This is a genomic window from Rathayibacter sp. VKM Ac-2857, from assembly GCF_013205025.1.
GTDB lineage: Bacteria > Actinomycetota > Actinomycetes > Actinomycetales > Microbacteriaceae > Rathayibacter.
Map to the genome: position 1 here is coordinate 78,733 of NZ_JABMLE010000004.1, position 26,220 is coordinate 104,952.

The following is a 26,220-nucleotide window of genomic DNA, read 5'->3' on the forward strand; positions in this document are numbered from 1 at the left end:
TCAGCCGAGCACGTCCCCCAGGTCGTACGCGGTCGGCTGCTCCAGCTGCGCGAAGGTGCACGACTCGGCGTCGCGGTCCGGCCGCCAGCGCTCGAACTGCACCGTGTGCCGGAACCGCGACCCCTCCATCTGGTCGTAGCGCACCTCGAGCACTGTCTCGGGCCGCAGCCGCACGAACGAGGTGTCGCGGCTCCCGGAGAAGCGGCTGCGCTCGCCGTCGCCGCGCACCGCCTCGCCGTCCGCGTCGCGCTCGACGACGCCGGCGAGCTCGTCGATCAGCTCGACCCGCCGCGCGTCGGTGAAGGCGGAGGCGCCGCCCACCTGCCGCAGCGTCCCGTCGGTGTCGTAGAGGCCGAGCAGCAGCGAGCCGAGCCCGGGCTTGGACGTGTGCTCGCGGTAGCCGATCGCGATCACGTCGGCCGTGCGGTGGTGCTTGACCTTCAGCATCGTCCGCTTGCCCGGCGCGTAGGGCGCGGCCAGCGGCTTCGCGATCACGCCGTCCAGCCCCGCGCCCTCGAACCGCTCCAGCCAGTCACGGGCGAGCGCCTCGTCGGCGGTGGTCCGGCCGAGGTGCACGGGCGGAGTGACGCCGTCCAGCAGCGCGCCGAGCGCCTCCCGCCGGGCCGAGTACGGCTCGTCGAGCAGGCTCCGGCCGTCCATGGCGAGCAGGTCGAAGGCGACGAGCATCGCCGGAGTCTCGGCCGCGAGCGTCGCGACGCGGCTCGCCGCGGGGTGGATCCGCTGCGAGAGCAGCTCCCAGTCGAGCCGCTGCGCGCCGCCCGGCCCGGTGGCCAGCACGATCTCGCCGTCGAGGACGCAGCCGTCGGGCAGCAGCCGGAGGAAGGCCTCGACCAGCTCGGGGAAGTAGCGCGTGAGCGGCTTGGAGCCGCGGCTGCCGATCTCGCAGACCCCGCCGGAGACGGAGACGATCGCGCGGAAGCCGTCCCACTTCGGCTCGTAGGAGTAGCCGCCGGCCACCGCGTCCTGCGCGGGCACGGCGGCGACCGCCTTGGCGAGCATCGGGGCGAGGGGGAGGGGGAACGGGAGGTCCATCCTGCGATCATCCTCGCCGCGGCAGGGCCGGCGCATCCCTCCTCGCGCCCCTCCTCGCAGGTCTCCTCCCCGGGGTCGACCGCGTGACGAACAGATCACAAGCGCCGGCCCGGGTACCTCCGGCGCCAGCGGATACGGAAGACTGCGCCACATGACCATGTGGGGACAGCACTGCGGAACACGCGCGACACCAGTCCGATCGGCCCGGCCGCTCCGAAGAGGTGCTGTGACCCTCGAATGTCGGAACGACGCCGGACGGAGCCGCCGCTGATGGCGCGCACCGCCGTCTCCGCCGCCCGGCAGCTGTTCTCGCGCTCGCGGCGCAGCGACTCCCCCGGGGAAGGGGAACCCCCGTACGGAGTCGAACCCGACGTGACCGAGTACCTGCCTCCGGCGCGCGCCGAGGAGGCGCCCCCCGCTGGCGCCGCTCTCGGGCAGCACGCCCCTCCGGCTCACGCGGCCGCCGAGCACGTCTTCGACGTGCCCGCGCCCGCGATCGGCGAGTACTGCGAGCTCGACGCGGATGCTCTCGAATTCCCCCATCCGGGGGTCGCCTCCTTCGTCCCCGACCTCTCGCGGCCTGCGCGCGGCGGAGGATCGCACAGTGCGTTCCGCAGCCCGCCGCCGCCGCCCGCCCCGGCTCCCGCCGCGCCCTCGCCGATGATCGACCTCCCGCGCGACTTCGCGCCCTCGGAGGAGATCGCGGAGCCGCCCGCCGACGAGGTCGCGCCGCCAGCCCCGCCGTCGCGCTTCGAGCCGCAGCCCGTGGACGCGCAGTTCTTCGACGGTCCGCCCGCACCCCCGGCGCCGCCGGTGTGGCCGGCCCCGCCCGTGGTCGCCCCGCCCCTCGCCGAGCAGCCGGTCGAGCTCCCATCCGAGGAGAGCGAGCCCGCGGAGAGCGAGCCCGAGGAGTCCGAGCCCGAGGATTCCGAGCCCGCGGCCCTCGAGTTCGACGGCACCCGTCTCGCCGCGCCCCGGCCGCCCGCGGCTCCGCCCGCGGCTCCGCCCGTCGAGCCGCAGCCCGCCGAGCCGCAGCCGGTCGACGCGCTGTTCTTCGAGCCGCCGACCTCCGCGCCGTCCGCGGTCCAGCCGCCGCCCCCGGTCGCCGTCGCCCCGCCGCTCCCGCCGGCGCCGACCGTCGACGCCGCGCTCCTCCGCGGCTTCGCCCTCGTCCCGACCGACGCCATCGGCCCCGCGCCGGCGCCCGTCATCGGCGAGGTCTGCGAGCTCGACACCGAGCACCTCGAGTTCCCGCACCCGAACGCCGCCGCCTTCGTGCCCGTCCAGGGCCGCTCGCGCGGCGGCTTCGGGCTGCTCCTGCCCGAGCCCGTGCGCCGGTCCGCGCCCACCGAGCCGGAGCAGTACGCGGAGCAGTACGCGGAACCCCAGCAGTACGCGGACCCCCAGCAGTACGCCGAGCCGCAGCACGTCGGCGAGCCCGCGCACGTCACCGAGCCCGAGCAGCACGCCGAGCCCCAGCACCGCACGGCCGACCCGGCGCAGGACCTCTTCGACGAGCGGTTCCTCGCTCCCGCGCCGTTCCCCGGCCGCGGCGACTCCGACGACGACCCCCGCGACGACGACCCCGCCTTCCTCGCACCCCCGGTGCCCGCCACCGCGCACCAGTGGCACGGCACCCCCGTCTCCGCCGACCCGGCCGGCGACGAGGGCCGCCCCCGCTCCCGCCGCGCGGGCGTCCTGATCGGCGCCGGCATCGGCGCGGCCGTCCTGCTCATCGGCGGCGCGCTCGTCGCCGTCCCGCTGATCACGAACGGCGGCGGAGACGGCGCCACCGGCCCCGTCGCGGCCTCCGATCCCGGCACCACCGAGGCCGCGGTCACCTGGGTCGCGGACACGATCGATCCCGCATCCGTCCTCCTGGTGCAGGACGACCTGGTCGGCGACGTCACCGACGCCGGCTTCCCCGGCGACACCGTCGTCTCCGAGTCGACGCTCAGCGCGGCGGCGCCCGACACGGCGTGGCGCGCGGCCGACTACATCCTCGCGACGCCGGGCCTGCGGGCGACCGCGACCGGCGAGACCGAGACGGCGCTCGACAACTCCGAGGCCGTCGCGAGCTTCGGCAGCGGCGACACCGCCGTCGAGGTGCGCCGGGTCCTCGACCAGGGCACCGACCAGGCCGCCGCCGCGGCCACCGTGCTCACCGCCGCCCGCGCCTCGGCCGGCGGTCAGCTCGCGGCCAATCCCGCGCTGACCACGACCGACGCCGCCCGCGCCCTGCTCGAGGGGGGCCGCGTCGACTCCCGTCTCCTGCTGATGCTCGGCCAGCAGCTCGCCTTCACGCCCCTGTCCGTCGCCGATTTCCCGGTCGGCGCGAACGAGGTCGACGGCGTCCGCCACCGCATGCTCCTCACCGGCTACAACGGCGCCGCACTCCCCGCCGATGCCGCCGCCGTCCAGAACGCCACCACGTGGCTCGGCAGTCAGACGGGCGACTTCGTCCCGACGTCCGTCGAGTCGACCCCCGAGGGTCTCCTCGTCGCCCTCGACCTCGATGAGCCGACCGGGCTGCTCCCGGGCGCTCAGTAGCACGCCCCCACCCGAAGGACCCGCCATGAACCCGATCCGCCCCCTCCGTCTCGCGCGCGCCGCGCTCGCCCTCGCCGCGGTGTCCGCGCTCGCCGCCCTGGGCGCCGCGCCCGCCTCGGCGGCCGAGGCGCCGCCCGCGACCGGCTGGGTCCGGGTCGCGCACCTCTCGCCCGACACCAAGTCGGTCGACGTCACCCTGACCGCCCTCGGCGGCGGAGGAGCGGCCTTCGAGCTCGACGACGTCGCCTACGGCGCGGTCTCGGCCTACTGGACCCTGCAGCCCGGTACCTACGTCGTCTCGATGGTGCCCTCCGACGCGCCCGAGGGCACGGCCCCGGTCATCGAGCAGTCCGTCGACGTCTCGGCCGGCACCCCGCTGACGGTCGCCGCCCTCGGCCGCAACGCCGTCCTGCGCACCACGGTCTTCACCGACGACCTCACCCCGCCCGCCGACGGCCAGGCGCGCGTCCGCGTCGTCCAGGCCTCGACCACCGCGAGCCAGGTAAACGTCGCCACCACGACCGGCACGCTGCTCGCGACCGGCGCCGCCCAGGGCACCGCCACCGGCTACACCAGCGTCCCCGCCGGCCCGTGGAGCCTCGACCTCTCGGCCGGCGCCGTGACCGCCAAGGCCGACCTCGACCTCGCGCCCGGCTCCGTCGCCTCGCTCTTCGTCCTCGACGACGCCTCGAACGGCCTCGTCGTCTCGCCCGTGCTCGACTCGGCCGCCATCGGCGACCTGCCCACAGGCGGCATCCAGACCGGAGGCGGCGCCACCGCCGTGCACGTCGCCTCCACCGACTCCGCCGCGGCCGCGCCGCTCGTCGACGGACTCCTCGGCGTCCTGTCGGTCCTCGGCGTCTTCGCCGCGGTCGCCGGCGCCCTCGCCCTGATCGCGCGCCGCTCCTCGGTCGGCACCGGCCGAGCGAGCTGATGCGCCGCCTCGCCGGAGCGGGAGCCGCCCTCGCGGCGCTCCTGCTCCTGGCGGGCTGCGCCACCGCGGGGGAGGAGGCCGCCCCCGCGGCGACCTCCGCCGCCTCGTCCGCCCCCGCCACCACCGCGCCGGCCACCCCGTCTCCGGGCGACGCGGGCGCCCTGCAGAACCCCGTCGCCGCCGCCGCCCCCGCGCGCTCGGCGGTCACGCCGGTCCGCGTCGTCATCCCGGCGATCGGCGTCGACTCCACCCTCGAGTCGCTGACCCGCGACGAGACCGGCTGGATCCAGCCGCCCGTCCAGGTCGACGAGGCCGGCTGGTACCGCGACGGCGTCGTCCCCGGCGACATCGGCCCCTCCGTCATCGCCGGTCACGTCGACTCGCGCATCGGCCCGGGCGTCTTCCTCGACCTCACGGCGCTCGTTCCCGGCGACACCGTCGACGTGATCCTCTCGGACGGCAGCACCCGCACCTTCTCGGTCACCGGCTCCGTCTCGGTGCCCAAGGAGGACTTCCCGACCGAGGACGTCTACGGCCCCAGCCCCACGGCGCAGCTGCGGCTGATCACCTGCGGGGGAGTGTTCGACGACTCCTACGGGCACTACGTCGACAACGTCGTCGTCTCGGCCGACCGCATCGCCTGACGGTCCGCCGTGACGGCGCCCGGCTCGGAGGCGGCGCGCCGTTTCGAGGCGTAGCGTCGAGGACTATGAGCACCTCTTGGAAGCGCTGGGTCCCGGCTGCGGTCGTCCCCCTGGTCGTCGTCGCCGCGGCCGTCACTCTGCCCTTGTCCGCGAACGCGGCCGGCGACCTCCCGGAGAAGTCCGCCTCCGATCTCCTCACCTTCGTCGCCGAGAGCGACACCACCGCGTTCTCCGGCGAGGTCCAGCAGACCTCCGCGCTCGGCCTGCCCGATCTCTCCGCCCTCGGCAGCACCGGCTCCGGTGCGCAGGGCGCCGGCGACGCCTCCGCCACCAGCGCGTTGATGGAGCTGGCGACCGGCTCGCACCAGGCCCGCGTCTACGTCGACGCCGAGCACGGCGCCCGCCTCCAGGTGCTCGACCGCCTCGCCGAGCGCGACGTCGTCGCCACGAAGACCGACGGCGTCTGGGTCTACGACTCCGCCGAGAACGCGGTCACCCACCTGCTGCCGCCCACCGGCGACGCGCCGCAGCCGGACGCTCCCGCCGGCGAGGTCCCCACGCCCTCCTCGATCGCCGAGCAGCTGCTCGCCGCGATCGACCCGACGACCACGGTCGCCGTCGGCTCCGACGTGCGCGTCGCCGGCCGCGACGCCTACGAGCTCGTGCTCACCCCGCGTGACAGCAGCACCCTCGTCGGCTCGGTCACGGTCTCGATCGACGGCGAGACCGGCCTGCCCCTCGGCGTGGCCGTCACCGCCGTCGGCGGCACCGCTCCCGCCTTCAGCGTCGCCTACACGAGCATCGACGTCTCCGCGCCCGACGCCTCGATGTTCTCCTTCACGCCGCCCGCCGGCGCCGAGGTCACCGAGAAGGCCGCCCCCGTCCACGAGGAGGCCACCGCGCCCTTCGACGCCACCGACGTCCCGGCCGCGCCCGAGGGCGACTCCGGCGTCACCACGACCGGCACCGGCTGGGGCTCGATCGTCGAGCTGCCCGCCGGCGACGCCGAGTCGCTCGCCCAGCTCGACGCCGTGACCACGGCTGTCGACGGCGGCCGCGTGCTCTCCTCCGCCCTGTTCACGGTCCTCCTCACGGACGACGGCCGCGTCCTCGCGGGCGCCGTCCCGGTCGACGCGCTCACCGCGGCCGCCGGTCGGTGACGATCGGCGAGCTCGCGGTCGAGACCCGGGGCCTCACCAAGCGCTTCGGGCGCCAGGAGGCGGTGTCGGGTCTCGACCTCGCTGTCCCGCGCGGCGCCGTCTTCGGCTTCCTCGGGCCCAACGGCTCGGGCAAGACGACGACCATCCGGATGCTCCTCGCCCTCGCAGCGCCGACCGAGGGCGACATCACCGTCCTCGGCACGGCGATGCCGCGCGGCGCCGCCGAGGTGCTGCCTCGGATCGGCGCCCTGGTCGAGGGGCCCGGCTTCTACCCGTTCCTCTCCGGACGTGCCAACCTCCGCCGCTTCGACGCGGCCGAGGCCGGCACCTCCGCGCGCAGCCGCGACAGCCGGGCGGAGGAGGCGCTCGCCCGCGTCGGCCTCTCCGCCGCGGCAGGCAAGAAGGTCGGCTCCTACTCGCTCGGGATGAAGCAGCGCCTCGGCATCGCCGTCGCCCTGCTCTCGCCGCGCGACCTGATCGTGCTCGACGAGCCGACCAACGGCCTCGACCCGCAGGGCACCCGCGAGGTCCGCTCGCTCGTGCGCAGCCTCAACGCCGACGGCACGACGGTCCTCGTCTCCAGCCACCTGCTCGCCGAGATCGAGCAGCTCTGCACGCACGCCGCGGTGATGCGCACCGGGCGCCTCGTCGCCCAGGGCGGCCTCGACGAGCTCCGCGGCGACGCGGCCTCGCTCGAGCTGCTGACGCCCGACGTCGTCGACGCCCAGCGCGCCCTCGTCGAGCTGGGGCTCGCGCCGCGGCTCGTCCCGGCCGAGCACCCGATCGACCCGCCGCTGGTCGTCGCGGCGATGCCGACGACCGCCGCTCCGGAGTCCGTGGTCGCCGCCCTCGTCACCGCCGGCGTCCGCGTCCGCGGCTTCACCGTGCGCCGCCCCTCGCTCGAGGAGCGCTTCGTCGAGCTGACCGGGGAGGGCTTCGATGTCGAGCGCTGAGACCACCGCCACCGCCACCCCTGCCGCCCCCGCCCGCCCGGCGCGCAGCCTCGGCATCGGGTCGCTGCTCGTCTCCGAGCTGGCCCTGCTCTTCCGCCGCCGCCGCACCTGGGCGCTGCTGGCGGCCCTCGCGGCCATCCCGATCCTGCTGGCGGTCGCGGTGCGGCTGTCCGGCGGCGACGGCGGCGGCCCTTCCTTCGTCGGCGCGATCGCCGGCAACGGCCTGTTCACCGGCTTCGCGGCGATCACGGTCGCCGTCCCGCTCTTCCTGCCGCTGACCATCGGCGTCGTCGCGGGCGACGCGATCGCGGGGGAGGCGTCGCTCGGCACCCTGCGCTACCTGCTGGTCAGCCCGGTGGGGCGGATCCGGCTGCTCGTCGTCAAGTTCGCCGCCGCGATCGCGTTCTGCCTCGCCGCGGCGCTGACCGTGATGGTCGTCGGCATCCTGATCGGCCTGGCGCTCTTCCCGGCCGGTCCGGTGACGCTGCTCTCCGGCAGCACGGTCCCGCTCGCCGACGCCATCGGCCGCGCGCTCGCGATCGCCGTCTACGCGGCGCTCTCGCTGGTCGGCCTCGCGGCGATCGGCCTGTTCATCTCGACGCTCACCGACGTCCCGGTCGGAGCGATGGCCGCGACGGTCGTCGTCTCGATCGCGGCGCAGATCGTCGGCTCGCTCTCGCAGCTCGACGCGCTGCACCCGTTCCTCTTCACCGACCGCTGGTTCGACTTCGCCGATCTGCTGCGCGATCCGATCGCCTGGAGCTCGTTCGGCGAGAACGCGCTGCTGCAGCTCGCCTACGTCGCCGTCTTCGGCTCGCTGGCGATCGCGCGCTTCACCACCCGCGACGTCCTGTCCTGAGCCGGAAGTACCGCCGGAACGACCGAGGCCGCCCGCCCGCTGATGCGGGAAGGGCGGCCTCGGTCGTTCCGGCGGCGGGCGTCAGCCCTGCGGCGTGATGCCGAAGGTGACGGAGCCGCCCTCGTCCACCTGCGCGTCGAGCACCTTGTCGCCGAGGGCCACGGAGGCGGCGACGTCGAGGAAGACCCGCGCCCCGTCCTGCTCCACGACCGCATCGGTGGTCTCCGGAGCCGGCGCGACGGCGACGGCGAAGTTGCGGGCGTCGAGGTCGTCGCCGCTGATGCGGAGTCCGCCCTCGACGGGGGTCTCGGTCTGACCGGTGATGGTCTTGACGACGGTGCTGGCGTTGTCGGTGAGCGTGAGCATCGGGTCGTTCCTTCCGTCCGTGATCGATGAGGGAGCCACGATGCCGAGATCGGCGGCCCGTCTCAACCCGGGGCCGCGGACGTGGAGGGGATGCACACCTCCGCGCCCGCCGCAGCAAGGCGCGGCAAGATTTGCCTTGACGCGGAAAGTTGCCGCAAGCTACCGTGGCCGTCACGCGCACCCGCGCTCTCGACGACGAGAAGAGGTCGACCCCGATGAGCTTCCCCGCCCGCCGCGTCACCCTCAGCGACGTCGCCGCAGCGACCGGCGTCTCCGTCGGAACCGTCTCGAAGGCGCTGAACAACCGCGGCCAGCTGAGCGGTGACACCCGTGGCCGCATCCTCGCCGCCGCCGCCGAGCTCGGCTTCGCGCTGCCGGCCGCCGCGAGCGGGCCGGCCCCGGAGCAGCGGGTGCTCACGATAGGACTGGTCACCTCCGACGACATCGGCCGCTTCAGCATCCCGGTGATGTGGGGCCTCGAGGACGCCTTCCCCGCCGAGCAGGCCTCGGTGCTGCTCAGCAACTCCCGCGGCGACCGGGTGCGGGAGCGGCACTGCGTCGAGATCCTCGCGGCCCGCGGCGTCGACGCGATCGTGGTGATGACCAACCTCACCGGTCCGCGTCCGGCGCTGCCCGCGACCAGCGTGCCGATCGTCTACGTGATGGGCTCCTCCGACGACCCGGCCGACATGTCGGTCGTCGTCGACCAGACCCAGGGCATCCTGCTCGCTCTGGAGCACGTCGCCGCGCTCGGCCGCCGCGACATCGCCTACGTCGCCGGGCCCCGGCTCGACTACTCCGCCCGGATCCGCGCCGAGGCGGTTCAGGAGCACGCGCCCTCCTTCGGCCTCCGCCTGGTCGGCGACCGCTCGCTTTACGGCAACTGGACCGAGACCTGGGGCCGCCAGGCCGCGCAGATGCTGCGCCAGCGGGTCGAGCCGGTCGACGCGGTGCTCTGCGGCAGCGACGAGATCGCGCGCGGCGTCGCGGACGGCCTGCGCGAGGCCGGCGTGAGCGTCCCGCACGACGTCGCGATCGTCGGCTTCGACAACTGGGCCGCCGCGGCGATGAACTCCCGCCCCGCCCTCACCACGGTCGACATGAATCTCGAGGAGCTCGGCCGGGCGGCCGGCGCCCGCGCGCTGGAGGCGATCGACGGCCGCCCGCGCCCCGGGATCGAGGCGCACCCCTGCCAGCTGATCGTCCGCGACTCCACCTGACCCGGCGCTCACCCGCCGCGCCCGCCCGCCCGCCCGCGCCCGACCGCCCGCACCGACCGAACGACGAGGGACCGACGATGCACTCTGCTCTCCGCCTGCTCGACCCGCACCTGCCCGACCTGACCCGCCGCCGCGCGCTCGCTCTCGGCGGCGCGGGCCTCGCGGCCGCGCTCGGCCTGACCGGCTGCTCCGCCGTGCTGCCCGAGGCCGACGTCTCGGCGCCCTCGTTCGCCGCCGCCCCGAGCGGCACGATCCGCTTCTGGTGCCGCAGCGTCGCCTTCACGCCCGCCCAGGCGATCGCCGAGAAGTACCACGCCGCGCAGAGCGCGGTCCGGGTCGAGCTGACCGTGCTGCCCGAGGGGCAGATGGTCACCAAGCTCGCCACGGCGATCCGCGCGAACGCCGTGCCCGACGTCGTCGCTCCCGACTCGGTCACCACGCCGGTCTTCAGCTCCCGCGAGGCGCTGACCGACCTGACTCCGCTGATCCAGGCGCTGCCCTACGCCGACCGCCTCAACCGACCGCTGCTCGACGTCGCCTCCTTCGACGGCAAGGTCTACGGCCTACCCGCCCTCTCGAACGTGTCGCAGCTGTTCTGGAACAAGCGGCTCTACGAGCAGGCCGGCCTCGACCCGGAGCAGGGGCCGACCGACTTCGACGAGTACCTCACCCACGCGCGGGCGCTCCAGCAGCTCGACGGCGTCTCCGGGGTGACCTTCACCGGCAACTCGGCCGGCATCCTCGGCTACGTCGTCCAGCCGCACTTCTGGGCCGACGAGAGCCCCTTCTACGACGGCGTCGTCGGCCGCCAGCGCGCCACCGTCTCCGGCAACGAGCCGCTGCGGCGCACCCTCGAGCTTTACCGCACCTTCGCGCAGGAGGGCCTCGCCCAGCCCGGCGTCTCCGCCGACAGCGGCACGGCCTGGGGCAAGGACTTCCTCGACGGTACGGTCGGCCTCTTCCCCGGCTCCTACGACCTCATCGTCGGCGGAGCGACGCCCGAGTTCCTCGGCGACCTCGGCGTCAGCGCGTTCCCCGGCCCCGACGGCGGCGTCTCGCAGTTCTCCGGCGGCGCGGTGCTCTCCATCCCGCGCGGCGCGCGCAACCCCGAGGCGGCCTGGGACTTCATGCGCTTCGTCACCGAGCTCGAGCAGCAGTCCGAGCTCGCCGCGCTCGGCTGGTACCCGGTGCGCGACGACGTGCTCGAGACCGGCTTCGCCGACGACTTCCCGCTGATGGTCCCCGGGATGGAGCGGATGAACGAGGGCTTCGCCGCCCCGACCACCCTGTACACCCAGCTCACCAACACCGTGCAGTCCCCGTGGCTCGCGATGTTCCGCGGCGCGGTCTTCGGTAGCGACGACCTCGACGCGGTCCTCGACCGCGGCCAGGAGGAGACGGCCCGCGTCCTGGAGGTGAACCAGGCATGAGCGTCGCCCTCGGAAAGAAGGACGCCCGCACCGGGCTCCTGATGATCCTGCCCGCCCTCGTCCTCGTCGTCGTCTTCGTCGTGGTGCCGCTGCTCTTCGCCGTGGTGATCTCGGTGACGGACTGGCCGCTGGTCGGCACCGTCGGCTTCGTCGGGTTCGACAACTACGCGACGGCCTTCTCGGACACCACGTTCTGGGCGTCCGTGCTCTACACGCTCGGCTTCGCCGTCGTCTCGACGCTGCTGGGCATCGTCGTCGGCTACCTGCTCGCCGTGCTGGTGCGCTCGAACCGGCGCGGGGCGGGAATCATCCGCACCGCCGTCTTCGTGCCCTACGTCATCGGCCTCACCTCGCTGAGCTTCGTCGCCCTGCTCGAGTTCCGCCCCGACAGCGGTGCGCTCGACCAGGTGCTGATGGCCGTCGGCCTGACCGACGCGCCCACCGCCTGGCTGCTCGACGCGACGAGCGCGACGACGCTGATCGTCCTCCTCGGCGCCTACGTCGGCTCCGGCTTCACGATGATCGTCCTGATGTCGGGCATGCAGGGCATCGACGACGCCCTCTACGAGTCCGCGGCGATCGACGGCGCCGGCCGCTGGAAGCAGGAGTTCCTGGTGACGGTCCCGCTGGTGAAGCGCTACCTCGGGCTGCTCAGCGTGCTCGGCTTCGTCGGCGCGATCCTCGCCTTCACCCAGTTCTACGTGATCACGGGCGGCGGGCCGGGCACCGGCACCCTCACCGTGATGCTCTACGTCTACAACAAGGCCTTCGGCGATCTGCAGGTCGGCTACGCGACCGCGCTGTCGTTCGTGGTCGTCGTCATCGCCGCCGCGCTGACGCTGCTCCAGTTCCGCGTGATGAAGGACGACTGATGCCCCCTCGCACTCCGACGCCCACCCGCCAGGCGACACCCGCCGGGGCTCCCGCGCCCGCCCGCCGCCGCAGCACGCCCGCCGCCCGGCTCCGCACCGTCCTCTACGTCGTGCTCGGCACGCTGGTCTCGGTCGCGTTCGTCGCGCCCGTCGCCTGGTCGATCCTGCGCTCGTTCCAGCCCGGCGCGCAGATCGTCGCGCCCGCCGCCGAGCAGTCCTTCTCGGACCTGACCCTCGACAACTACACCGGCCTGCTCGGCTCGATCGGCGCGGGGACGTACATCGTCAACTCGCTGATCATCGCCCTCGGCACCGCCGTGCTCAGCGTGGTCGTGACCACCCTCGCCGCCTACGCGCTGGTGCTCTTCCCGTTCCGCGGCTCGAACGTCGCGTTCGGCCTGATCCTGCTGACGATGATGGTGCCGTTCCAGGCGGTGCTGACCCCGCTCTTCCTCGAGATGAACGCGCTCGGCCTCACCGACACCCACGTCGGGATCATCCTCTTCTACCTCACCTTCAACCTGCCGTTCGGGGTGTTCCTGATGCGGAACTCCTTCGCGCAGATCCCGCGCGAGGTGACCGAGGCCGCGCGGATCGACGGGGCCGGGCCGTTCCGCATCCTCTTCTCGGTGCTGCGGCCGATGATCGTCCCGGGCGTCGCGACGGTCTTCCTCTTCGCCTTCCTCGGCGCCTGGAGCGACTTCCTCGGCGCGCTGACCTTCCTCACCCGGCAGGACCTCTTCACGCTGCCGGTCGCCATCCAGAACATCTCCTCCGGCGCCTTCGGCCAGACCGACTTCGGCTACGTCATCGCCGGCGCGGTGCTGCTGATGATCCCGTGCCTGCTGCTCTACGCCGCCATCCAGAAGTACTACGTCCGCGGTCTCGTCGCGGGCGCCGTCAAGGGCTGAGAGGTCTCCCGTTGCCCCGCACCGCTCCCGCCGTCCGCCCCGTCCGCCGCTTCCCGCTGCGCTCCGTCCGTCTGCTGCCGAGCGCCTTCGCCGACGCCCAGGCCACGGGCCAGCGCTACCTCCTCGCGCTCGACCCCGACCGCCTGCTCGCACCGTTCCTGCGCGAGGCCGGTCTGCCCGCGGCGGAGGGCTACGGCAACTGGGAGGCGGACGGGCTCGACGGGCACGTCGGCGGTCACGCGCTCTCCGCGAGCGCGCTGATGCTCGCGGCCACCGGCGAGGAGGCCGCGCGCGAGCGGATGGAGATCCTCCTCGACGGGTTCGAGCGCGCCCAGGACGCGGTCGGCACCGGCTACCTCGGCGGCGTGCCCGGCGGACGCGCCCTGGGCGAGGAGCTGGCGCGCGGCGAGGTCGACGCCGACCTGTTCACCCTCAACGGCCGGTGGGTGCCGCTCTACAACCTGCACAAGACGCTCTCGGGCCTGCTCGACGCCGCCGCCTACGGCGGCTCGGAGCGGGCGCTCGCGATGGCCGTGCGCTTCGCGGACTGGTGGCTCGGCGTCTCCGCCGGGCTGGACGACGAGGCGTTCGAGGCGATGCTGCACGCCGAGTTCGGCGGGATGAACGAGGCGTTCGCCGATCTGGCGGAGCAGGTGGCCGGCGCGGACCCCGGCGACCCCGAGCGGGCCGCCGCCTACCGCGCCGAGGCCGCGCGCTTCTCGCACCGCGCCCTGCTCGACCCGCTGCTCCAGCACCGCGACGCGCTCGACGGGCTGCACGCGAACACGCAGATCCCGAAGGCCGTCGGCTACGCCCGCCTCGGCGGCGAGCTGCTGCCGGCCGCGCGGTTCTTCTGGGAGCAGGTCACGCGCGAGCGCACGGTCGCGATCGGCGGCAACAGCGTGCGCGAGCACTTCCACCGCTCGAGCGACTTCACCCCGATGATCCTCGACCGCGAGGGCCCCGAGACCTGCAACACCGCCAACATGATCGAGCTGAGCAGCGTCCTCTTCGAGGCGAGCGGCGACGAGCGCTACCTCGACTACCTCGAGCGCGCGCAGTACAACCACGTGCTCTCCTCGCAGCACCCCGACGGCGGCTTCGTCTACTTCACTCCGCTGCGGCCGGCGCACTACCGGGTCTACTCGGCGCCGCACGAGGGGATGTGGTGCTGCGTCGGCACCGGGCTCGAGAACCACGCCCGCTACGGCGAGCTGATCTACGCCCTCGTCGGTGACGATGCCCGAGCCGGTGACGACGCGCACGACGGCGACGACCTGCTGATCGCCCTCTACCTGCCCTCGACCCTCGACTCTCCGGAGCACGGCCTGCGCGCGCGGATCGATACCGCCTTCCCGCACGCGGACGACGCGACGATCACGGTGCATCTGGAGCGCCCCGGCGCCGTGCGACTCCGCCGGCCGGCCTGGGCGGAGTCGATGACGGTGACGGTCGACGGAGCCCCGCTGGACGCCGCGGCCGTCGACGGCGTCGTCCGCACCGCGGTCCTGACGCCCGGCCGCCACGAGATCCGGGTCGGCTTCTCGCTCGCGTTCCGCGCCGAGCCGCTGCCCGACGGCTCCGCCTGGTCGGCGTTCTCCTACGGCCCCGTCGTGCTCGCGGCCCGGACCGACGCCGCCGACCTCGACGGCCTGATCGCCGACGGCCGGCGGATGGCGCACGTGGCCGCGGGCCCGCTCCGCGACCTCGCCGCGACACCGATCGTGACCGGGGGAGTCGGAGCCGTCGCCCTCCTCGACCGCGCGACCCTGACCGCCGAGCTGGCCACCGACGCCGGGCCGGTGCGGCTCGAGCCGTTCGCGGGACTGCACGACAGCCGGTACACGCTCTACTGGCCGACCGGCTCCGACGCCGTCGCGCGCCGCGCCGAGCTGGCCGCGCTCGACCGCGAGGCCGCCGGGGGAGCCGCCGTGATCGACTCCGTGACCGCGGGGGAGCAGCAGCCCGAGTCGGACCACGCCTTCGTCGGGCACCGCAGCCGGGCCGGTGGCGCGGACGGCCGGCACTGGCGCGGCGCCGAGGGCCCGGACGGCTGGTTCGGCTACACCCTCGTCGACGCGGAGCAGCGGGCGGCGGTGCTCCGGGTCCTGCTCCGCGACGGCGGCGGCGAGCACGAGCTCCGGATCGACGGGCGTCCGCTGGGCGAGCCGCTCGCCGTCCGCGCGCGCGACGGGGAGGTCGAGGCCGACTACGCGATCACCCCGTCCACGGGCGAGGACGGCCTGGTCGAGTTCTCGCTGCACGCCGTCGGCGCGCGACCGACGGGCGAGCTGCTCGCGGTCTCGCTGGTGGCGGGCGCGGGGGAGTAGCGGAGGAGTGGCGGGTCCCGCGCCCTGCGAGACTGTCCGGATGCACCCCGCCGACGCCTGCCCGTGCGGAAGCCGCCGCCACTACGCCGACTGCTGCCGCCCCGCCCACCTCGGCGAGACGCCGTCGCCGACCGCCGAGCGCCTGATGCGCAGCCGCTACAGCGCGAACGTGCTCGGCAGCGCCGGCTACCTGCTCTCCAGCTGGCACCCCTCTACCCGGCCGAAGCGCGTCGACCTCGACGACGACGTCCGCTGGCGGCGCCTGCAGATCGTCGACACCGCGTTCGGCGGCGAGGACGACGCGGAGGGACTCGTCGAGTTCCGCGCCTCCTACCGCTCCTCCGAGGGGCCGGGCCTCGTGCACGAGCGCAGCCGCTTCCTCCGCGAGGACGGCCGCTGGTACTACGTCGACGGCGAACTGCTCGACGACGGATCCTGACCACCCCGGCCACACGGAGTGCGAGCGGCCTACCCTGGGGAGATGGCCAAGGACTTCCGCCGCGCGGACCACGCGTCCCGCTACGAACTGCACCAGGACGGCGCGCTCGTCGGCGTCCTCGACTACCACGAGAACGACGAGAGCGTGTCGCTCGTGCGCTCCTTCACCTCGCCGCCGCACCGCGGCCAGGGCCTGGCCGGCGAGCTCGTCGCCTTCGCCGTCGACGACATCGAGGCGTCGAGCGGCCGCAGCATCGTGCCGATGTGCTGGTACGTCGGCCAGTGGTTCGACCAGCACCCGGAGCGGGCGCACCTGCTCACCCGCGGCGCGCAGGCTTAGGCCGAGGCTCTAGGTTCTGACGATCGGCTCGACCCCGGCGAGGTCGGGCCCGAGCCCGATGTCCACGAGCCGGATCCGCCCGACGTAGGAGCGCGCCGGCTCGAGCAGCAGCCCCGCCTTGATCGCCCCGAAGGTCACCGTCACGTCGGCGGGCAGCACGGTCTCGTCCGGCACCGCGCCGTCGTCCGGCCCGATCCCGCTCGGCAGATCCACGGCGACCACGACGGGCGCGTCCTCGCGGCGCCCGAGCGCCTCGATCACGGTCGCCACCACCTCGCGCGGCCGTCCGCGCAGCGCCGGCTCCGCCGTGCCGATGCCGAGGATGCCGTCCACGATCACGTCCGCCCGGGCGACCGCCGCCGCGAGGGCGGCCGGGTCGTCGGCGGCGACGCGCCCGCAGCCGTCGTCGAGCGCGACCGCGAGCCCGCGCTGGTGCGCCCGGTCGGCGGTCAGCACGAGCGACACGTCGCTGCCGGAGGAGGAGATCTCGGCGGCCGCGTACAGCGCGTCCCCGCCGTTGTTCCCCGGCCCGACCAGCACGAGCACGCTGCCCGCGCCGTGCCGGTCCTTCCGCGTGCCGAGCGCTGCCCGCAGCTCGCGAGCGAGCCCGTCCGCCGCCCGCTGCATCAGCGGCTCTCGACGCGCCAGATGCGGCGCCTCGGCGGCCCGCACCTGCGCGGAGGAGTATCCCTCGACCATCCCTCCACTGTGCGCCCCGCCCGCCCCCGCAGCAACCCGCCCCACCCGATTCGCAGCCCGCCGGGCTGCAGCATGCCGCTGCATGTCGGTCGAGTAGCCCGCAGGGCGTATCGAGACCCACGGCAAGCCCGACCATAGCCTGCGCGCGTCATGCTGGTCGAGTAGCCCGAAGGGCGTATCGAGACCCACCACCGCCGAACCTGCTGCCCGAGGCCTCCTCCCCAGCCCCCCCCCCTTCCGCCCCCGTTCTCCCCACCCGACCCCGGCTCCAGGCCTCAGTGTCGGTGGTCCCTGATTCAATACTCGTATGACAGACCACAGAGCGGACGACGACGCACTGGCCCACGTGCAGGCCTGCTTCGACCGCGCCGCCGCTCGCACCCGCGCCGCCGCCCCGGAGAAGCTCGCCGCCGCCGAGGAGGTCTACGACGGCTACCGCACCGCCCTCGCCCGCCCGGACCGTTTCGCTCGCGGCGCCTCTCGCAGCGAGAGCCGGGACCTCTTCGAGCGCTCCGTCCGCGCCGAGCTCGCCGCCGCGATGCTCCTGTCCGAGCGGGACGCCTCGCGCCTCCTCGAGCAGGCGCAGCTGCTGATCGAGCACCTCCCGCTCACGCGCGCCCTCCTCGCGGGCGCCCGCATCTACTGGGAGACCGCCGAGGCGATCTGCGCGACCGCGAGCAGCCTCTCCGCCGACTCCCGCGGCGCACTCGACGAGCGCGCCGCCGACGCCGCCCTCACGATGACGACGACGCAGTTGCGCCGAGCCCTCGTCCGCTGGCGCGAGGAGCTGCACGAGCAGCCCCTCGCCGAGCGGCACATCCGAGCCCGCGAGGACCGCGTGGTCTGGGTCACCCCGGACGTCGACGGCATGGCGACGCTCTGCCTGTACGCTCCCGCGCCGGCAGTGGCAGGCGCCTACGACCGTCTCCGCCGCATCGCCCGCACCCTCCGCGATGAGGGCGACCCGCGCACCCTGCAGCAGCTGAGCGCGGACGCGGCGATCGACCTCCTCTGCGACGGCGACATCGCCGGGACGACTCCCGATGTCGGTCGCCGGCCCGACCCGACGTACGTTCCCGGAGTCCGCGCCGAGGTCCGCCTCACCCTCGCCGCCTCCACCGCCGTCGGTCTCGACGACGCGCCCGCCGACCTCGACGGCTACGGCCCCGTCCCCGCGGACGTCGCGCGCGAGCTGATCCGCACCGCCGCCTCGTTCACCCGAGTGCTCACCGACCCGGACACCGGCGCCGTCGTCTCCGTCGGCCGCACCTGGCGCGTCCCACCGCCCCAGATGCGCCTCCACCTCCAACTGCGCGACCAGACCTGCCGCTTTCCCGGCTGCACTCGCAGCGCCGGCACCAGCGAGGCCGACCACACCCTCGAATGGCGCAACGGCGGCGAGACCTCCCTCGAGAACCTCGTGAGCCTCTGCACGTCCCACCACCACGTCCGGCACGGCGAACAGTGGAGCTACGACCGGATCGACCACCGAGGGACCCTCGTCTGGACGAGCCCGACCGGCCGCCGGATCGGCAACCGACCACCCCCGCTGCCCGGCCGCCCGCCGGACCCGCCGCCGAGGCCTCGCTTCGACGACACACCCGCACCGTTCTGACGCGGGTGGATCTCGAGACGCCCTCTGCGAGGGCTCCTCGATCAGCATGGGCCGCCCCCTCTCCGAAGCGCGCCCTCAGCCGCTTCGTGTCTCAGTGGTGAGGGAAAGGACGCGGCGGCGCCGCGTCATGCTGGTCGAGTAGCCCCGGAGGGGCGTATCGAGACCCGCCGTCCCCAGCAGGGCGGGTCTGCAGACTCGTCCTTCTGAGGCTCGTGGATCTCGATACGCCCGCTCCGCGGCCTACTCGATCAGCATGGAGGGCGGCCCCTCCCTCGAAAGTGCGGCCTCCTCATGCTGGTCGAGTAGCCCGCAGGGCGTATCGAGACCCGCCCACCGGACGACGGTGGATCCACTTGGAAGAGACGCCCGCAGAACATGCTGGTCGAGTAGCCCCGAAGGGGCGTATCGAGACCCGCCGTCACCAGCAGAACGGGTCTGCAGAGTCGTCCTTCTGACGGTGGTGGATCTCGATACGCCCGCTCCGCGGGCTACTCGATCAGCATGCGGAGCGGGCCCTCTCTCGACAGTGCACCCTCCTCGCGCTGGTCGAGTAGCGCGCAGCGCGTATCGAGACCCACCGCCTCAGCCCCCGCACTCACCCCGCCTGCACCGCCCGGTCGGCCTCCTCGACGATCGCGCGCATCGCCGCCTCCGCCGCCTCGCCGTCGCCCTCCACCACAGCCGCCGCTACGGCCCGGTGCAGCCGCACCGCTTCCGAATCCGCCTCGCGCGGCATCAGCGCGTGCCGCGTGCGCCCCGCGAGCACCTCGGCGACCAGATCGCCGAGCTGCGTGAGCAGCGGGTTCCCCGAGGCGGCCAGCAGCGTCCGGTGGAACGCGGTGTCGGAGGCGAGATACGCCGCCCGGTCCGCCGCCCGCGCGTGCTCCGACATCCCACCCGCCGCCGCCACCAGCGCGGCCGCCTGCTCGCTCGACGCCTGCCCCGCTGCGAGCCGCGCGGCCAGCGGCTCCACCCCGAGGCGCAGCTGGCTCAGCCGGTGCAGCTGCGCCTGCCGGTCCGGTCCGTCGAGGCTCCAGCCGATCACCCGCGGATCCAGTGCGTTCCAGCACTCGGGAGGCTGCACCCGCGTGCCCGCCCGCCGCCTCGACACCACCAGCCCGAGCGACTCCAGCACCCGCACCGCCTCGCGCATCACCGAGCGCGACACCCCGCGGCGCTCCGCCCGCTCGTCGGCACTGAAGACACTGCCCGGCGCGAGCGCCCCCTGCACGATCTGCGCCCCCAGCTCGTCGAGCACCGCCTCGTGCAGCGAGCGCGGTCCATCCATCCCCTCAGTATTCCGGCGCGCGCCTCGCCCGACCAGCTATTCGTCGGACATAATCGAAGCCATGACCGAACCGGCCACCCCCGCCGCCGCTCCCGTCCGCGCCCTCGTCGTCATGGGCGTCTCCGGCAGCGGCAAGTCCACGATCGCCCGGCTGCTCGCCGACCGCCTCGGCTGGACGTTCGTCGAGGGCGACGACCTCCACCCGGCCGCGAACGTCGCGAAGATGGCCGAGGGCACCCCGCTGACCGACGAGGACCGCGCCCCCTGGCTCGCGACCATCGCCGCCCGGATCGACACCCTCGTCAGCGCCGACGACCCCGTCGTCGTCACCTGCTCCGCCCTGCGCCGCCGCTACCGCGACGTCCTCCGCCGCGACGACCTCGTCTTCGTGCACCTCGCCGGCACCCGCGAGCTCATCGCCGACCGCCTCGGCGCGCGCACCGGCCACTTCATGCCGCCCGCCCTGCTCGACTCGCAGTTCGAGGCCCTCGAGCCGCTCGGCGACGACGAGCGGCACCTCACCGTCGATCTCGCCGCCGCGCCCGAGGACGAGATCGCGCAGATCATCGCGACCCTCGGCCTCCAGGCCGCCTAGCGCAGCAGCGCCTCGAGGCTCGCCGCCGGCAGCCCGAACGCCTCGGCGACCGCCGCGTTCACGACCTGCCCGTCGTGCGTGCTGAGTCCCTTCGCGAGCGCCGGGTCCGCCGCGAGCGCCGCCTTCCAGCCCCGGTCCGCCAGGGCGACCACGTAGGGGAGCGTGGCGTTCGTCAGCGCCCGTGTCGACGTCTCCGGCACCGCGCCGGGCATGTTGGCGACGCAGTAGTAGACGCTGTCGTGCACCGCGAAGACCGGGTCGTCGTGAGTGGTCGGCCGCGAGCCCTCGAAGCAGCCGCCCTGGTCGATCGCGATGTCCACCAGCACAGAGCCGGCCTTCATCGTGGCGACCATCTCGTCGGTGACGAGCTTCGGCGCCCGCGCACCCGGGATCAGCACCGACCCGATCACCAGGTCGGCGTCCGCGACCTGCGCCGCGATCTCGTAGGTCGAGGAGGCCCGCGTCTGAATCCGCCCGTCGAAGCGCGCCTCGAGCTCGCGCAGCCGTGGGATCGACAGGTCCACCACGGTCACGTCCGCGCCCATGCCGAGCGCATTCGCGGCCGCGTGCTCGCCCGCCACACCGCCGCCGATCACGACGACCTTCGCCTTCGGAGTCCCGGGCACTCCGCCGAGGAGGGCGCCTCGCCCACCGGCCGCGCGCATCAGGTGGTAGCCGCCGACGGTGATCGAGAGCCGGCCGGCGACCTCGCTCATCGGCGAGAGGAGGGGCAGGTGGCGATCGGGCAGCTGCACCGTCTCGTAGGCGATCGCGGTGGTGCCGGCGGCGAGGAGCGCGTCCGTGCACGGCCGGGAGGCGGCGAGGTGCAGGTAGGTGAAGAGGACCTGCCCCGAGCGCATCCGCGGGTACTCGGCCTCAATCGGCTCCTTGACCTTGACCACCAGGTCGGCCTCGCCCCAGACCTCGTCCGGGCCAGCCGCGATCCGGGCGCCGGCGGCGGCGAAGTCCTCGTCCGAGACCCGCGAGCCCAGCCCCGCACCGGCCTCGACCAGCACCTCGTGCCCGCGCCGCACGAGCTCGTGCACTCCGGCGGGCGTCGCGGCCACGCGGTTCTCGTTGTTCTTGATCTCGGTGGGGATGCCGATGCGCATGACTGCTCCTTCGCGGTGGACTGCCCCTATCGTGCGAAGATCGTGTTTCGAACGGGGGAACATCCGCAGGATCGTCGATATCCTCTCCACAGACCGCAGGATCCGCAATCGAGAAGGGCGGCACCGCCGTGAGACCGCACGATCTGCACGACCTCGGCGACCTCGATCCGATCGACCGCACTCTCGTCCGCCTGCTCCGGGCGGACGCGCGCACGCCGAACAGCCGCCTCGCCGAGAGGGCGGGCATCGCGCCCTCCACCTGCGTCTCGCGGGTGCGCTCGCTCGTCGACCGCGGCATCATCACCGGCTTCACCGCCGAGCTCGATCCCGCCGCGCTCGGGCTCACGCTGCAGGCGCTGATCAGCGTCAACATCCGCGCCGGTCAGCGCCAGGCGATCACCCGGTTCGCCGAGGAGATCCGCGCGCTGCCCGAGGTCGTCCAGCTGTTCTTCCTCGGCGGCTCGGAGGACTTCCTCCTCCACGTCGCCGTGCGCGACTCGAACGACATCCGCGACTTCGTGGTGTCGAACCTCTCGGCGCACCCGGCGGTCGCCTCGACCCGGACGAGCCTGGTCTTCGACCACCACCGTAAGGGGCCGGCGCTGCCGGAGTGAGCGCGCTGCCGGAGCGAGGGCCGGAGTGACGTCAGTGCGCCCCGGGGCTCAGGTCGCCGCCGCCGCGCTGGGTCAGCCCGGGGATCCGCCGCGCGAGCCCGGCGATGTGCTCCTCCGCGATCTCGATGCGCGTGTCGCGCAGACGCTGGCGCAGCAGCGCCTCGACGTCCTCCTCGGGCCGCAGCTCGGCGTCGCCGGCGACCTGCAGCAGGATGCCGCGGAGCTTCTCGTCCAGGGGTGCGTCGTCGCTGCCGTGCTGAATCGGGTGGTCCTGCGATGCGTTCGTCATGCCCCCATGCTGCCACCGACGGCCCAGCGTGCGGGGCAGGCCGGGCCCAGGGCGGGCAGCAGGCCGGGCAGCGCGCACGGCAGGATGGCCGCATGCCGTTCTCCCGCGCCGAGCTCGCCTCGTACCGCGACCGCACCGTCGAGGACCTGCTCGACGGCGACGTCCGCCTCCTCTTCGTCGGCATCAACCCCGGACTCTGGACGGCCGCGACCGGCGCGCACTTCGCCCACCCCGGCAACCGCTTCTACCCGGCCCTCGCCGCCGCCGGCATCCTCGACCGCGTGCTCCGCGTCTCCGAGGGGATGAGCGCCGAGGACCGCCGCGCCCTCTCCGATCGCGGCGTCGGCATCACCAACCTCGCCCCTCGCGCCACCGCCCGCGCCGACGAGCTCACGCCAGAGGAGCTCCGCGCCGGCGCCGAGCGCCTGGTCCGCACGGTCGAGCGCGTCCGCCCCGCCGCCGTCGCGATGGTCGGCATCACCGCCTACCGCGCCGCCTTCGGCCGGAGGAGCGCCCGCCAGGGGCGCCAGGAGGAGCCGATCGCCGGAGCCCCGCTCTGGGTGCTGCCCAACCCCAGCGGCCTGAACGCGCACGATACCGTCGCGTCGCTCGGGCTGGCCTACCGCGAGCCGGCCGTCGCGGCCGGGATCGTCCCGCCGGAGCACGGAATAGTCCCCGACCCTCGGAGGTTGCAAAGTCCATGAGTACGCATGAATTGAAGTTCGGTGTCGACACCTTCGGCGACGTCACGGCCGCCCCCGACGGCACGCTCCTCCCGCACGGCCAGGTCCTGCGCGACGTGGTCGAGGAGGGCGTCCTCGCCGACGCGGTCGGCCTCGACTTCTTCGGCGTCGGCGAGCACCACCGCGCCGACTTCGCCGTCAGCGCCCCGGACGTCGTGCTCGCCGCGATCGCCGCGAAGACCGAGCGCATCCACCTCGGCTCCGCGGTCACCGTGCTCTCCTCCGACGACCCCGTGCGCGTCTACCAGCGCTTCGCGACCCTCGACGGACTCTCGAACGGCCGCGCCGAGGTCATCCTCGGCCGCGGCTCCTTCACCGAGTCCTTCCCGCTCTTCGGCCTCGACCTCTCGCAGTACGAGGTGCTCTTCGAGGAGAAGCTGGAGCTGTTCCACGAGCTGGTGCAGGGCGGCCCCGTCACCTGGCAGGGCACCGTCCGCCCGGCCCTCACCGAGCAGAGCGTCTACCCGTCGATGGAGGGCGACCGCCGTCTGCGCACCTGGATCGGCGTCGGCGGCAGCCCCGAGTCGGTCGTGCGCGCAGCGCGCTTCGGCTTCCCGCTGGTCCTCGCGATCATCGGCGGCGCACCCGCCCGCTTCCGCCCCTACGTCGACCTCTTCGGCCGCGCCCTCGACCAGCTCGAGCAGCCCCGCCTGCCCGTCGCCGTGCACTCGCCCGGCTTCATCGCCGACACCGACGAGGAGGCGCACGAGCTCTACTACGGCCACTACAAGGGCATGCTCGACTCGATCGGCCGTGAGCGCGGCTGGGCCCCGCTCACCCGCGAGCGCTTCGCCGAGGAGGCGGGCCCCGACGGCGCGCTGCACCTCGGCTCTCCCGAGACCGTCGCCCGGAAGATCGCGAACACGGTCGGCGCCCTGGGGATCGACCGCTTCGACCTCAAGTACAGCGCCGGCACCCTGCCGCACGCCGCGATCATGCGGAACATCGAGCTCTACGGCACCCGGGTGATCCCGCGCGTCCGCGAGCTGCTCGCCGACCGCTGAGCCGCACGGCGCCGGCACGCGTTCGGCGCCGACCCGCACCCGGGCGCCGTGGAGGCTGCGCACTGCGCGCTCCCACCGGGCGCCCGGGCGGCGTCGATATGCTCGGAGACCGGGCGTTCATCCGCCGCCCCCGACCCTCCGGAAGCACATGCCAGACAGCCACGCCGCCCGCACCCCCTACGAGGTGCTGGGCGTCCCCGCGAGCGCGTCGGAGGACGAGCTCAAGCGCGCCTACCGCCGCCTGCTCCGCGAGACTCACCCGGACACCGGGGGAGACGCGGCCTCCTTCCACGCCGTGCAGGTCGCCTGGGAGCGGATCGGCAGCGCCGGCGCCCGCGGCGACTACGACCGAGGAGCCCCCGCCCCCGGCGCCTCCTCGCACGCCCCGTACACCGGCTCGCCCCGCCAGCAGACCGCGTCCTCGGTGCGCGCCCGCTCCTACGGCCACCCGGGCGGCGCCGCCCGCGAGTACTACCTCCGCCTCGTCCGCGAGTGGGTAGGCCGCGGCGTCGAGATCGACGACCCGTTCGATCCCGCGCTGGTGCGCTCCGCCCCGCGCGAGGTCCGCTCCTGGCTGGCCAAGGCGCAGGCCGAGGAGGCCACCGCGTCGCTGGTCGGCGCCCTCGGCATCGCCTTCACGATCTGGAACGACGTCGCGGTCGGCGACGGCGGCGTCAAGATCGACCACCTCGTGCTCGGCCCGTCCGGCCTCCTGGCCCTGACCTCCGCCGACTGGGGCGAGCCCGTGCGCCTGCGCAAGGGCGAGGTCGAGGGTGTGGGCCTCGCCGAGGACGAGAAGCCGCTCGCCTCGCTCTCGAAGGCCGCCCGCCGCCTCGGGCGCGAGCTCGGCGTCCGCTTCTCCGCGAGCGTGATCGTCGTCCCCGACGACGCCCTCGACCAGCCCTACGAGCAGGTCGAGCGCGGCCGCCACCAGGGCGACGTGCTCATCCGCCGCTCCCTCCTCCCGCAGCTGCTGCGCTCCGGCACCGACGACCCCCGCCTCGGCGGCTACGGCGAGTCCTTCGAGGTCCGCACCCGCGTCCAGAACCGCGTCCGCTTCGTCTGACGCGCGGTGCCGCTAGCCCGCCCCCGGCCCGCAGGCAAGGGGCTGTCGGTGCCGTCGCCCCGGCGCCGACGATGGAGGCACACGACAGACGCCTGCCCTCCGGCACGGCGACGACGACGAGCGGAACGAGGCGGACGATGGTGCGATTCGGCTACACCCTGATGACCGAGCAGAGCGGCCCGAAGCAGCTGGTGGGCTACGCGGTCGACGCGGAGCGGCACGGCTTCGAGTTCGCGGTCTCGAGCGACCACTACTCGCCCTGGCTGACCGAGCAGGGCCACGCCTCCTACGCCTGGACGATGCTCGGCGCCGTCGCGCAGGCGACCTCGACCATCGAGCTGGCCACCTACGTGACCGCGCCGACCATCCGCTACCACCCCGCCGTGATCGCGCAGAAGGCGGCGACGCTCGCGATCCTCTCCGACGACCGCTTCCTGCTCGGCCTCGGCTCCGGCGAGAACCTCAACGAGCACGTGGTCGGCGAGGGCTGGCCCGCGGTCGCCGCGCGCCAGGACATGCTCGAGGAGGCGGTGCACATCATCCGCGCCCTGCACAGCGGTGAGCTGGTCACCTGGGAGGGCGACTACTTCCGCGTCGACTCCGCCCGCGTCTGGGACCTCCCGGACAAGCCCGTGCCGATCGGACTCGCCGTCTCGGGCGAGAAGTCGATCGAGCGCTTCGCCCCGCTTGGCGACCACCTGATCACCACCGAGCCCGAGGCCGAGCTGATCTCGCAGTGGACCGCCGTCCGCGGCGCCGACGCCGCCCCGTCGCGCTCGATCGGGCAGATCCCGATCTGCTGGGCGCCGGACAAGGAGCAGGGCGTCGCGCTCGCGCACGAGCAGTTCCGCTGGTTCGCGGGCGGCTGGTCCGTCAACGCCGACCTGCCCACCACGGCCGGCTTCGCGGGCGCCAGCCAGTTCGTTCGCCCGGAGGACGTCGCCGAGTCGATCGCCTGCGGTCCCGACCTCGACGAGCTCGCCCAGAGCGTCGTCCCCTTCATCGAGGCCGGCTTCACCGACATCGCCTTCGTGCAGGTCGGCGACGCCCTGCAGCAGCGCTTCCTCGACGAGGTCGCCGAGGACCTCCTCGAGCGGGCCCGCGCCCTGGCTCCCTGAGCGGCGCGGCTCCCTGA

At 74.1% G+C, this 26,220-nt stretch carries 26 protein-coding genes; 20 read left to right on the forward strand and 6 right to left on the reverse strand.

Annotated features, from left to right (window positions below):
* Nucleotides 1-1,053, reverse strand: coding sequence for an ATP-dependent DNA ligase (locus HQQ86_RS17265; RefSeq protein ID WP_173289493.1), 1,053 nt, complete (start codon nt 1,051-1,053; stop codon nt 1-3).
* Nucleotides 1,054-1,323: 270 nt separating this feature from the next.
* On the opposite strand from HQQ86_RS17265, the gene HQQ86_RS17270 reads away from it, so the two are divergent.
* The 6 genes from HQQ86_RS17270 (at nt 1,324) to HQQ86_RS17295 (ending at nt 8,153) form a co-directional block, all read left to right on the forward strand.
* Nucleotides 1,324-3,603: a hypothetical protein gene (locus HQQ86_RS17270; RefSeq protein WP_173289495.1), complete on the forward strand. Its 2,280-nt coding sequence runs from the start codon at nt 1,324-1,326 to the stop codon at nt 3,601-3,603.
* 25 nt (nt 3,604-3,628) lie between these two features.
* Nucleotides 3,629-4,537 (forward strand): DUF4397 domain-containing protein, encoded by a 909-nt coding sequence (locus HQQ86_RS17275; protein WP_173289496.1) that lies wholly within the window; start codon nt 3,629-3,631, stop codon nt 4,535-4,537.
* On the forward strand, nt 4,537-5,181 hold the full coding sequence (locus tag HQQ86_RS17280; protein ID WP_173289498.1) for a class F sortase: 645 nt from the start codon (nt 4,537-4,539) through the stop codon (nt 5,179-5,181). The genes HQQ86_RS17275 and HQQ86_RS17280 overlap by 1 nt, the downstream gene beginning before the upstream one ends.
* Before the next feature lie 65 nt (nt 5,182-5,246).
* A complete protein-coding gene (locus HQQ86_RS21470) occupies nt 5,247-6,341 on the forward strand; it encodes a DUF2092 domain-containing protein (RefSeq protein WP_173289500.1) in 1,095 nt (364 codons plus the stop codon).
* Complete coding sequence (locus HQQ86_RS17290) at nt 6,338-7,294, forward strand: ABC transporter ATP-binding protein (RefSeq protein ID WP_173289502.1); 957 nt, start codon at nt 6,338-6,340, stop codon at nt 7,292-7,294. The genes HQQ86_RS21470 and HQQ86_RS17290 overlap by 4 nt, the downstream gene beginning before the upstream one ends.
* Nucleotides 7,281-8,153, forward strand: coding sequence for an ABC transporter permease (locus HQQ86_RS17295; RefSeq protein WP_173289504.1), 873 nt, complete (start codon nt 7,281-7,283; stop codon nt 8,151-8,153). The genes HQQ86_RS17290 and HQQ86_RS17295 overlap by 14 nt, the downstream gene beginning before the upstream one ends.
* An 81-nt stretch (nt 8,154-8,234) precedes the next feature.
* Here HQQ86_RS17295 and HQQ86_RS17300 read toward each other — a convergent pair whose 3' ends face one another.
* On the reverse strand, nt 8,235-8,519 hold the full coding sequence (locus HQQ86_RS17300) for a hypothetical protein (RefSeq protein WP_123446096.1): 285 nt from the start codon (nt 8,517-8,519) through the stop codon (nt 8,235-8,237).
* A 215-nt stretch (nt 8,520-8,734) separates the two neighbouring features.
* On the opposite strand from HQQ86_RS17300, the gene HQQ86_RS17305 reads away from it, so the two are divergent.
* From HQQ86_RS17305 to HQQ86_RS17335, 7 genes are all read left to right on the forward strand, one after another.
* Complete coding sequence (locus HQQ86_RS17305) at nt 8,735-9,739, forward strand: LacI family DNA-binding transcriptional regulator (RefSeq protein ID WP_216845645.1); 1,005 nt, start codon at nt 8,735-8,737, stop codon at nt 9,737-9,739.
* Between the two features lie 77 nt (nt 9,740-9,816).
* Entirely contained in the window at nt 9,817-11,169 is a 1,353-nt protein-coding gene (locus HQQ86_RS17310) for an ABC transporter substrate-binding protein (protein WP_173289508.1), read from the forward strand.
* The gene (locus tag HQQ86_RS17315; RefSeq protein WP_123706545.1) at nt 11,166-12,041 is read left to right on the forward strand and encodes a carbohydrate ABC transporter permease; all 876 of its coding nucleotides are present in this window, start codon (nt 11,166-11,168) and stop codon (nt 12,039-12,041) included. Before HQQ86_RS17310 ends, HQQ86_RS17315 begins: the two co-directional genes overlap by 4 nt.
* Nucleotides 12,041-12,952: a carbohydrate ABC transporter permease gene (locus HQQ86_RS17320; protein WP_173289510.1), complete on the forward strand. Its 912-nt coding sequence runs from the start codon at nt 12,041-12,043 to the stop codon at nt 12,950-12,952. Before HQQ86_RS17315 ends, HQQ86_RS17320 begins: the two co-directional genes overlap by 1 nt.
* 11 nt (nt 12,953-12,963) lie before the next feature.
* Nucleotides 12,964-15,282, forward strand: a complete 2,319-nt coding sequence (locus HQQ86_RS17325) for a beta-L-arabinofuranosidase domain-containing protein (RefSeq protein WP_173289512.1) — start codon at nt 12,964-12,966, stop codon at nt 15,280-15,282.
* 40 nt (nt 15,283-15,322) lie between these two features.
* Nucleotides 15,323-15,721 carry a YchJ family protein gene (locus tag HQQ86_RS17330; protein WP_173289514.1) on the forward strand — a complete coding sequence of 133 codons (399 nt, stop codon included), beginning with the start codon at nt 15,323-15,325 and terminating at the stop codon, nt 15,719-15,721.
* A 42-nt stretch (nt 15,722-15,763) separates the two neighbouring features.
* A complete protein-coding gene (locus tag HQQ86_RS17335; protein ID WP_173289516.1) occupies nt 15,764-16,060 on the forward strand; it encodes a GNAT family N-acetyltransferase in 297 nt (98 codons plus the stop codon).
* Between the two features lie 9 nt (nt 16,061-16,069).
* On the opposite strand, the gene HQQ86_RS17340 is transcribed toward HQQ86_RS17335, so the two are convergent.
* The gene (locus HQQ86_RS17340; protein ID WP_173289518.1) at nt 16,070-16,759 is read right to left on the reverse strand and encodes an NAD(P)H-hydrate epimerase; all 690 of its coding nucleotides are present in this window, start codon (nt 16,757-16,759) and stop codon (nt 16,070-16,072) included.
* 307 nt (nt 16,760-17,066) lie between these two features.
* Between HQQ86_RS17340 and HQQ86_RS17345 the strand changes: the two genes are divergently transcribed.
* A complete protein-coding gene (locus HQQ86_RS17345; protein ID WP_173289519.1) occupies nt 17,067-18,374 on the forward strand; it encodes an HNH endonuclease signature motif containing protein in 1,308 nt (435 codons plus the stop codon).
* 595 nt (nt 18,375-18,969) lie between these two features.
* Here HQQ86_RS17345 and HQQ86_RS17350 read toward each other — a convergent pair.
* A complete protein-coding gene (locus tag HQQ86_RS17350; protein ID WP_173289520.1) occupies nt 18,970-19,662 on the reverse strand; it encodes a FadR/GntR family transcriptional regulator in 693 nt (230 codons plus the stop codon).
* Nucleotides 19,663-19,723: 61 nt separating this feature from the next.
* On the opposite strand from HQQ86_RS17350, the gene HQQ86_RS17355 reads away from it, so the two are divergent.
* Nucleotides 19,724-20,257, forward strand: coding sequence for a gluconokinase (locus HQQ86_RS17355; protein WP_173289521.1), 534 nt, complete (start codon nt 19,724-19,726; stop codon nt 20,255-20,257).
* Here the strand turns inward: HQQ86_RS17355 and ald are convergent.
* The gene (ald, locus tag HQQ86_RS17360) at nt 20,254-21,369 is read right to left on the reverse strand and encodes an alanine dehydrogenase (RefSeq protein WP_173289522.1); all 1,116 of its coding nucleotides are present in this window, start codon (nt 21,367-21,369) and stop codon (nt 20,254-20,256) included. The genes HQQ86_RS17355 and ald overlap by 4 nt on opposite strands.
* A gap of 128 nt (nt 21,370-21,497) precedes the next feature.
* Between ald and HQQ86_RS17365 the strand changes: the two genes are divergently transcribed.
* The gene (locus HQQ86_RS17365; RefSeq protein ID WP_173289523.1) at nt 21,498-21,983 is read left to right on the forward strand and encodes an Lrp/AsnC family transcriptional regulator; all 486 of its coding nucleotides are present in this window, start codon (nt 21,498-21,500) and stop codon (nt 21,981-21,983) included.
* Between the two features lie 31 nt (nt 21,984-22,014).
* Here the strand turns inward: HQQ86_RS17365 and HQQ86_RS17370 are convergent, their stop codons facing one another.
* Nucleotides 22,015-22,272: a hypothetical protein gene (locus tag HQQ86_RS17370; protein ID WP_123446108.1), complete on the reverse strand. Its 258-nt coding sequence runs from the start codon at nt 22,270-22,272 to the stop codon at nt 22,015-22,017.
* Nucleotides 22,273-22,364: 92 nt separating this feature from the next.
* Between HQQ86_RS17370 and HQQ86_RS17375 the strand changes: the two genes are divergently transcribed.
* The 4 genes from HQQ86_RS17375 to HQQ86_RS17390 all read left to right on the forward strand — a co-directional run bounded on the left by HQQ86_RS17375 (nt 22,365) and on the right by HQQ86_RS17390 (nt 26,203).
* Nucleotides 22,365-22,976, forward strand: coding sequence for a mismatch-specific DNA-glycosylase (locus tag HQQ86_RS17375; protein ID WP_173289524.1), 612 nt, complete (start codon nt 22,365-22,367; stop codon nt 22,974-22,976).
* Entirely contained in the window at nt 22,973-24,019 is a 1,047-nt protein-coding gene (locus HQQ86_RS17380) for an LLM class flavin-dependent oxidoreductase (protein WP_173289525.1), read from the forward strand. Before HQQ86_RS17375 ends, HQQ86_RS17380 begins: the two co-directional genes overlap by 4 nt.
* 148 nt (nt 24,020-24,167) lie before the next feature.
* The gene (locus tag HQQ86_RS17385; RefSeq protein WP_173289527.1) at nt 24,168-25,085 is read left to right on the forward strand and encodes a J domain-containing protein; all 918 of its coding nucleotides are present in this window, start codon (nt 24,168-24,170) and stop codon (nt 25,083-25,085) included.
* Nucleotides 25,086-25,222: 137 nt separating this feature from the next.
* The gene (locus tag HQQ86_RS17390) at nt 25,223-26,203 is read left to right on the forward strand and encodes a TIGR03557 family F420-dependent LLM class oxidoreductase (RefSeq protein WP_173289529.1); all 981 of its coding nucleotides are present in this window, start codon (nt 25,223-25,225) and stop codon (nt 26,201-26,203) included.
* Nucleotides 26,204-26,220 lie beyond the last annotated feature (17 nt).

Coding starts and splice junctions, on each gene's coding strand:
- HQQ86_RS17265 (WP_173289493.1), bottom strand. CDS start 1,053: ATGGACCTCCCGTTCCCCCTCCCCCTCGCCCCGATGCTCGCCAAGGCG.
- HQQ86_RS17270 (WP_173289495.1), top strand. CDS start 1,324: ATGGCGCGCACCGCCGTCTCCGCCGCCCGGCAGCTGTTCTCGCGCTCG.
- HQQ86_RS17275 (WP_173289496.1), top strand. CDS start 3,629: ATGAACCCGATCCGCCCCCTCCGTCTCGCGCGCGCCGCGCTCGCCCTC.
- HQQ86_RS17280 (WP_173289498.1), top strand. CDS start 4,537: ATGCGCCGCCTCGCCGGAGCGGGAGCCGCCCTCGCGGCGCTCCTGCTC.
- HQQ86_RS21470 (WP_173289500.1), top strand. CDS start 5,247: ATGAGCACCTCTTGGAAGCGCTGGGTCCCGGCTGCGGTCGTCCCCCTG.
- HQQ86_RS17295 (WP_173289504.1), top strand. CDS start 7,281: ATGTCGAGCGCTGAGACCACCGCCACCGCCACCCCTGCCGCCCCCGCC.
- HQQ86_RS17300 (WP_123446096.1), bottom strand. CDS start 8,519: ATGCTCACGCTCACCGACAACGCCAGCACCGTCGTCAAGACCATCACC.
- HQQ86_RS17305 (WP_216845645.1), top strand. CDS start 8,735: ATGAGCTTCCCCGCCCGCCGCGTCACCCTCAGCGACGTCGCCGCAGCG.
- HQQ86_RS17310 (WP_173289508.1), top strand. CDS start 9,817: ATGCACTCTGCTCTCCGCCTGCTCGACCCGCACCTGCCCGACCTGACC.
- HQQ86_RS17315 (WP_123706545.1), top strand. CDS start 11,166: ATGAGCGTCGCCCTCGGAAAGAAGGACGCCCGCACCGGGCTCCTGATG.
- HQQ86_RS17320 (WP_173289510.1), top strand. CDS start 12,041: ATGCCCCCTCGCACTCCGACGCCCACCCGCCAGGCGACACCCGCCGGG.
- HQQ86_RS17330 (WP_173289514.1), top strand. CDS start 15,323: ATGCACCCCGCCGACGCCTGCCCGTGCGGAAGCCGCCGCCACTACGCC.
- HQQ86_RS17335 (WP_173289516.1), top strand. CDS start 15,764: ATGGCCAAGGACTTCCGCCGCGCGGACCACGCGTCCCGCTACGAACTG.
- HQQ86_RS17340 (WP_173289518.1), bottom strand. CDS start 16,759: ATGGTCGAGGGATACTCCTCCGCGCAGGTGCGGGCCGCCGAGGCGCCG.
- HQQ86_RS17345 (WP_173289519.1), top strand. CDS start 17,067: ATGACAGACCACAGAGCGGACGACGACGCACTGGCCCACGTGCAGGCC.
- HQQ86_RS17350 (WP_173289520.1), bottom strand. CDS start 19,662: ATGGATGGACCGCGCTCGCTGCACGAGGCGGTGCTCGACGAGCTGGGG.
- HQQ86_RS17355 (WP_173289521.1), top strand. CDS start 19,724: ATGACCGAACCGGCCACCCCCGCCGCCGCTCCCGTCCGCGCCCTCGTC.
- ald (WP_173289522.1), bottom strand. CDS start 21,369: ATGCGCATCGGCATCCCCACCGAGATCAAGAACAACGAGAACCGCGTG.
- HQQ86_RS17370 (WP_123446108.1), bottom strand. CDS start 22,272: ATGACGAACGCATCGCAGGACCACCCGATTCAGCACGGCAGCGACGAC.
- HQQ86_RS17375 (WP_173289524.1), top strand. CDS start 22,365: ATGCCGTTCTCCCGCGCCGAGCTCGCCTCGTACCGCGACCGCACCGTC.
- HQQ86_RS17380 (WP_173289525.1), top strand. CDS start 22,973: ATGAGTACGCATGAATTGAAGTTCGGTGTCGACACCTTCGGCGACGTC.
- HQQ86_RS17385 (WP_173289527.1), top strand. CDS start 24,168: ATGCCAGACAGCCACGCCGCCCGCACCCCCTACGAGGTGCTGGGCGTC.
- HQQ86_RS17390 (WP_173289529.1), top strand. CDS start 25,223: ATGGTGCGATTCGGCTACACCCTGATGACCGAGCAGAGCGGCCCGAAG.